Here is a 5,882-nt window from a genome sequence, read left to right as displayed (position 1 = left end):
CGACCACCCGGCGCTGGTCGGCATCGAGGACGGGCGGTCGTACCGGCGGCGGAGGGGTCCGCACGAGCCGGTAGGCCGGGGGGCTGCCCGCGGTCGCGACCGCCCCGGCGACCCCGGCGGCGTCCTGGTGAACTGTCACGGCGTAGAGCACACCACGCCCCACCGACAGAACCCGACCCCGCTGGCGGAACCGGACGAACCAGCCGTTACGGCTGCAGGTCGGACGGACGGGTGGAGTACGCCGTCAGCCAGCCATATGGCGTCCTCCGCCGTCTCGGGACCGGGGTCGGGGTCGGGGTGGTCGGGCAAGTAGGCGGGCAGGTCGAGCGCGCCGCCAACCAGGGCGTGCCGTCAACAAGAACGCGCCGTCAACCGGCCGTCCGGCCGTCCCAGCGGGCCACGGCCAGATCCACCCGCTCCCCACCGGGGCGCAGCGCCGTGCCGTCGGCGGCGAGCCGCCGCAGTGCCTCGACCGGGGCCGTGGGGTTCGGTTCGCCGGTAGAGCGGATCACCCGGTGCCAGGGCACATCGTCGTCATGCCCGTGCCGGCTGAGCACGGCGCCGACCGTCCGGCCGGTGCCCGCACCCACATACTCGGCGACATCACCGTAGGTCATCACCTTGCCGCGGGGAATGCGCGTGACCGCCTCGAGGACGGTCATCGCGTACGGGCTCGGTCTGCCACCGACGCTGATGCGGGTGGCCAGTCCCGCGGACACGCTCAGCGGCGGCTCGTGCCGCCGTTCGGCCCGCTGCGCGTCCACTCCCCGTCCAACCTCCACCGGCTTTCGGTCGGGCCGGTCCCTGAGGTACTTCCGGTGGCGCACCTCCGGCGGACAGTACCTCCAGCGGACCAGTCCGGTCTCGGCAGACCAGCCCGTCAGTAGACGGGCAGGGACCTGTCGACCTGGGTCGCCCAGGCGGTCACTCCACCCTGGACGTGCACCGCCGAGGAGAATCCCGCCCCCTTCAGCGTTGCCAGCGCCTCGGCCGAGCGCACACCGCTCTTGCAGTAGAGGACGACCCGGCGGTCCAGCGGCAGCTCGGACAGATGTGCCGGCAGCTCACCCTTGGGGATCAGACGCGCCCCCGGGATACGCACGATCTCCCACTCCGCCGGTTCCCTGACGTCGACCAGCTCGATCGGCTCACCCCGGTCGAGCCAGTCCTTGAGCTCGGTGGCCAGGATCGTCGCACCGGCCGCGGCCTGCTGAGCCTCGTCCGAGACGACCCCGCAGAACGCCTCGTAGTCGATCAGCTCGGTGATGGTCGGGTTCTTGCCGCACAGCCGGCACTCCGGGTCCTTGCGGACCTTGATGGCGCGGTAGCTCATCTCCAGGGCGTCGTAGACCATCAGCCGCCCGACCAGCGGCTCACCGATCCCGGTCAGCAACTTGATCGCCTCGGTGGTCTGGATCGACCCGATCGACGCGCACAGCACGCCGAGCACGCCGCCCTCGGCGCATGACGGCACCATGCCGGGCGGAGGCGGCTCCGGATAGAGGCAGCGGTAGCACGGGCCGTGTTCGGCCCAGAACACGCTCGCCTGCCCGTCGAACCGGTAGATCGACCCCCACACGTACGGCTTGCCGAGCAGCACGCAGGCATCGTTGACCAGGTAGCGGGTGGCGAAGTTGTCCGTCCCGTCCACGATCAGGTCATACTGGCTGAAGATCTCCGTGACGTTCGAGGTGTCCAGCCGGGTCTCGTGCAGGACGACGTTGACGTACGGGTTGACCTCACGGATGGCGTCGCGGGCCGACTCCGCCTTGGATCGCCCGACGTCGGACTGCCCGTGGATGATCTGGCGCTGCAGGTTGGACTCGTCCACGGTGTCGAACTCGACGATGCCGAGCGTCCCCACCCCGGCCGCGGCCAGATAGAGCAGGGTCGGCGAGCCGAGCCCGCCGGCGCCGACGGCCAGCACCTTCGCGTTCTTCAGCCGCTTCTGGCCGTCCATGGCGACATCTGGAATGATCAGATGCCGGGAGTACCGGCGGACCTCGTCGATGGTCAGGTCGGCCGCTGGCTCGACCAGGGGCGGCAGGGACACGATCTCTCCTCGCGGTTACAACGCTGGCATCCGTACGTCCGGCTACCTTGTCGTCCCCATCCTCGCAGGGAGGGCACACTCTCGTCGGCGATCCGCCGACGGAAGCGGACACCGGCGACATGAGCACAACAGGCCCGGACATGGGGCTGACGTCGACAACGCCGCACACGACCTGAAGCTTCCGCTCCATAGTCCGGTTTCCGCTGCGCACGTCCACCCGCAGCCTGCGCCCCTACCCGTCTACCTGCGGCTTGCCGTCCTGGCCCTGGGTCCGCCGGATCCCTTCGCGGTCCGCGCGCCCTGCTGGCCGTTGCCGTTGCCGTTGGGACCCGCGCCATCCGGACCGGCAGCATCCGGATCCGAGCCGGCATCCCGACCGGCGCCGGCCGGCTGCCGGTTGCGGTGGGCCTCCGCCACACTCGCGGCGAGGACGACCACCAGATCGTCCGTAGGGGTGGCCGTCTCACTCTCGACCGGCGGGGCCATCACCTTCTCGCCGGACGCCTTCGCGTCGATGAGGGCCTGCAGGGCCTGGCGGTAGCCGTCGGTGTAGGGGCTCGGGTCGAAGTCGTCGGACAACGTTTCGATCAACGTCTGCGCCATGACCAGTTCCTGCGGACCGACGTCCACCTTGTCGCCCAGGAACGGGAAGTCGGGACGGCGTACCTCATCCGGCCAGACCATCGTCGACAGGACGAGCACCCCGCCGCGTATCCGGAGGGTCGCGAGCTGCTCCCGCTGACGCAGGGCGATCTTGACGAGCGCGACGCGACCGGAGCGCGCGAGCGCGTCGCGCAGGAGTACGTACGACCTGACCCCGGTCCGGTCGGGCTCGACGTAGTAGCTCTTGGCGAAGTAGATCGGGTCGACCTGCGCCAGCGGAACGAACTCCAGCACGTCGATCGTGTGGGAGGTGGGCAGCGGCAGGTTCGCGAAGTCGTCGTCGGTGAGCACGACGGTCTCCCCGGACGGCAGCTCGTATCCCTTGGCGATCTCCGAGTAGGGCACCTCGGCGCCGTCCGCCGCCGCCACCCGCTTGTAGCGGATGCGGGACCCGTCCCATCGTCTGACCTGGTGGAAGGAGACATCCCGATCTTCGGTGGCCGAATAGAGCCTGACCGGAATCCGGACGAGACCGAAGGAGATCGCGCCTTTCCAGATCGACCGCATGCCCGCCCCTTACTGTGAGTTGGAGCATGTTCAAGGGCTGTCCCGATCGGCGACATCGCATCGGCGACATCACCGGATCAGGTGTCCGCCCCGGCGAGTACGGCCCGACGAGCCGCAGTTCGCGTCCGGCAAACACACTCTTCCATCAATGGTCTCCCACTGCCTGAGGGTACGGAAGCGATGTGAGCACAAAAGACGAACGAAGTGCGGGCGTACGCACACCGGACGGAGGCCGTCCGGGCAGCCGACCGGGCGCTGGTCCCGCCGCCGCCTCCCCGGTCCTCCGGATCTTCCGGACCGGTTTCCGGACTTCCCGGATCAGCTTCCCGACCTCCCGGATCCGGCAGGAACCCCGGCCCGCTGGTCGAACGCCGTCGTCCGGGGGCCTGCGGAGCCGATCGTCGCGAACATGCCCAGGACTGCGCGCGCAGACCAGACGATCGTCGACCGGTCCCGGAATCACCCCGCGAAGACCACGGCGTGGGTCCGCGCCCCGCGTGCGGGGCCACACCCGACCGCTTCCACCCCGGTCACCTCACGACGGGGCCGTTGCCTGCCCGCAGCCGGATGAGCTGGTATTCATGGTGAGCGACGGGCCGGACCGAGTCGAAGAACACGGCGATCTTTTTGCCTCTTTGGCAGGTACGCCCGGCGCATAGGTGGAAGGTTCCAAAACGGCGGTAGGGCCAACACAAGAGTACAGAGGACCACAGTCCGTAGGCGCTGACAGGAGAAAGCCATGAGCTCACCGACGGATCTTCCGTTCGACGTGCATGACGTTCTCGACCGTCCCGACGTGCCCGACGCGGACGCCGCGGAGCAGGCTCGTGAGGTCTTGGCGCACGATCCGCTGCCGCTGGCGGCACCGTGGCCGTCGTCGCTGGAGGTCGACGAGTACGACGCCGCGGAGCAGCGAATCATCGTGGACGTCGACGAGGACGAGTACCGGTGAAGCGGGCCTCCCTCAGGTGAGCCCGAAGTGAGCTCCCCGAGTGCGCTCTGAGCGAACGGTGACGGCGGGCTCGCTCGGCGCAGCCCGCCGGTGCTGGTATGTCCGGCGCGGGAAAAACATGATCGCGCCGCCTTTGGCCCTGTAGGCATGCTGGGATCAGGCAGGACGAGATCGGGTAGGAAAGGTACGGTGAGCCACCAGTGGGTTCGCCACCGCCAGATACACGCATCCTGCGTGTTCACCTTATGTTGACATAGCATGATAAAGCACCACAGGTCGGGTCCCGGACGGACGCAGCGCCCGGCACGGGCATCCGTCGGGCCAGCACCGAGGCTCGACCGATCGAAGGAGGTGCGCCGGTGAGCGCCGAGCCGGCCGCGCCGCAACCGCGTTCAGGCAAGACCGCCCGACTGCCACGAACCGCACGCCGCTTCCAGCTCCTGGGAGCGGCCCGCGAGGTTTTCGTTGCCCAGGGTTACCACGCTACCGCGATGGATGAGATCGCCGAACGCGCGGGCGTCAGTAAACCCGTCCTCTACCAGCACTTTCCCGGAAAGCTCGAGCTCTACCTGGCGTTGCTGGACGAGCAGGCCCACGCCCTCGTCTCCAGCGTCCAGCGGGCACTTGCGTCCACCACCGACAATCATACCCGGATCGCGCGGTCGATCGCGGCCTACTTCGACTTCGTCGACGACCCCAGCGGCGCCTACCAGCTCGTTCTCGAGTCCGACCTGCGCAGCGAGCCCGCCGTCCGCAAACGGGTGGAGAACAGTTTCACCGAGTGCGCCAACGCCATCGCCGACGTCATCGCCGCGGACACCGGCGTCGGCCCGGCCGAGGCCGAACTGCTCTCGATCGGGCTGGTAGGCCTTGCCGAGACCGGCGCCCGCTGGTGGCTGGTCACCGGCGGGGCGGTTGCGAAAGAACAGGCCATCGCAACCATGGTCGAGTTGGCCTGGCGGGGACTGGCCGGCTACCCACGCCGCACCGCCGGCGGTGCCGACCCGACACCGGCGCGAGAACCGGAACCGGTACGAGAAACCGCCAGCGGTGGCGCCGCGGCGCCGAGAACGAGCAGCGATCCAGCCACCACCGACGCCGCTCACGCACGCGCCAGGTCGATCGACGGCTGACCGGCGGCCTGGCCGGCGTCCCGGCCGATGGCTGACGCCTCCAGCGAACATGACCCGGCCGCGTCCCACACCCTGCGCCGCAGGCCCTATGGTGACCTAGCCGGCCGAAGACGGCGAGACCCTCGCTCTTCTCCCGCCGCCGGAAGTCGCAAGGAACCTGGACGGCACACCTGACGAACGTGGAGGTCATCGCTAGTGGAGGTCAAGATCGGCATCCAGAACGTCGGGCGCGAACTGGTCATTGAGAGCGGCCAGTCACCGGATGACGTGGCCCAGGCGGTTACCGACGCGATCAGGTCGGATCTGGGACTGCTCACGCTCGTGGACGAGAAGGGCCGGCGGGTCGTCATCCCGGTCGGAAAACTGGCCTACGTCGAGATTGCCGAAGCCGAGACGCGCCGGGTCGGCTTCGGCGCGCTCTGACGCGCTCCGAGTGACCCTGGGGGACCTGGGGGACCTGGGCCTCCGGCGGCAGGACGCGATAGTCGACAGCGCCTGAGAAGGACTGTCCGGCTCGCGGCCATCCGTCCCCCGCTCGCGCCGTCCCCGCTCGTGCAACGCGCAAAGGACGCGC

Annotated in this window: 6 protein-coding genes; 3 read left to right on the top strand and 3 right to left on the bottom strand. The window is 69.2% G+C overall.

Going from position 1 to position 5,882, the window contains the following annotated elements:
- Window positions 1-368: 368 nt before the first annotated feature.
- The 3 genes from DD1DGNOD_RS05060 to DD1DGNOD_RS05050 form a co-directional block, all read right to left on the bottom strand.
- Entirely contained in the window at window positions 369-719 is a 351-nt protein-coding gene (locus DD1DGNOD_RS05060) for an MGMT family protein (RefSeq protein ID WP_131785023.1), read from the bottom strand.
- A gap of 161 nt (window positions 720-880) precedes the next feature.
- Entirely contained in the window at window positions 881-2,053 is a 1,173-nt protein-coding gene (moeZ, locus tag DD1DGNOD_RS05055) for an adenylyltransferase/sulfurtransferase MoeZ (RefSeq protein ID WP_131765478.1), read from the bottom strand.
- 240 nt (window positions 2,054-2,293) lie between these two features.
- Window positions 2,294-3,223: a Ku protein gene (locus DD1DGNOD_RS05050; protein WP_131765477.1), complete on the bottom strand. Its 930-nt coding sequence runs from the start codon at window positions 3,221-3,223 to the stop codon at window positions 2,294-2,296.
- Window positions 3,224-3,962: 739 nt separating this feature from the next.
- Between DD1DGNOD_RS05050 and DD1DGNOD_RS05045 the strand changes: the two genes are divergently transcribed.
- The 3 genes from DD1DGNOD_RS05045 to DD1DGNOD_RS05035 all read left to right on the top strand — a co-directional run bounded on the left by DD1DGNOD_RS05045 (window position 3,963) and on the right by DD1DGNOD_RS05035 (window position 5,731).
- Window positions 3,963-4,175 carry a hypothetical protein gene (locus DD1DGNOD_RS05045; RefSeq protein WP_131765476.1) on the top strand — a complete coding sequence of 71 codons (213 nt, stop codon included), beginning with the start codon at window positions 3,963-3,965 and terminating at the stop codon, window positions 4,173-4,175.
- Between the two features lie 359 nt (window positions 4,176-4,534).
- On the top strand, window positions 4,535-5,308 hold the full coding sequence (locus tag DD1DGNOD_RS05040) for a TetR/AcrR family transcriptional regulator (RefSeq protein WP_241255473.1): 774 nt from the start codon (window positions 4,535-4,537) through the stop codon (window positions 5,306-5,308).
- A 195-nt stretch (window positions 5,309-5,503) separates the two neighbouring features.
- Window positions 5,504-5,731 (top strand): DUF3107 domain-containing protein, encoded by a 228-nt coding sequence (locus tag DD1DGNOD_RS05035; protein WP_131765475.1) that lies wholly within the window; start codon window positions 5,504-5,506, stop codon window positions 5,729-5,731.
- Window positions 5,732-5,882: the final 151 nt, after the last annotated feature.

Source organism: Candidatus Protofrankia californiensis (assembly GCF_900634765.1).
In the GTDB taxonomy this organism is placed as follows: Bacteria; Actinomycetota; Actinomycetes; order Frankiales; family Frankiaceae; genus Protofrankia; species Protofrankia californiensis.
Note: the sequence above shows the minus strand (reverse complement) of the source record. Positions and strands in the feature narration are given on the sequence as shown.

Coding starts and splice junctions, on each gene's coding strand:
- DD1DGNOD_RS05050 (WP_131765477.1), bottom strand. CDS start 3,223: ATGCGGTCGATCTGGAAAGGCGCGATCTCCTTCGGTCTCGTCCGGATT.
- DD1DGNOD_RS05045 (WP_131765476.1), top strand. CDS start 3,963: ATGAGCTCACCGACGGATCTTCCGTTCGACGTGCATGACGTTCTCGAC.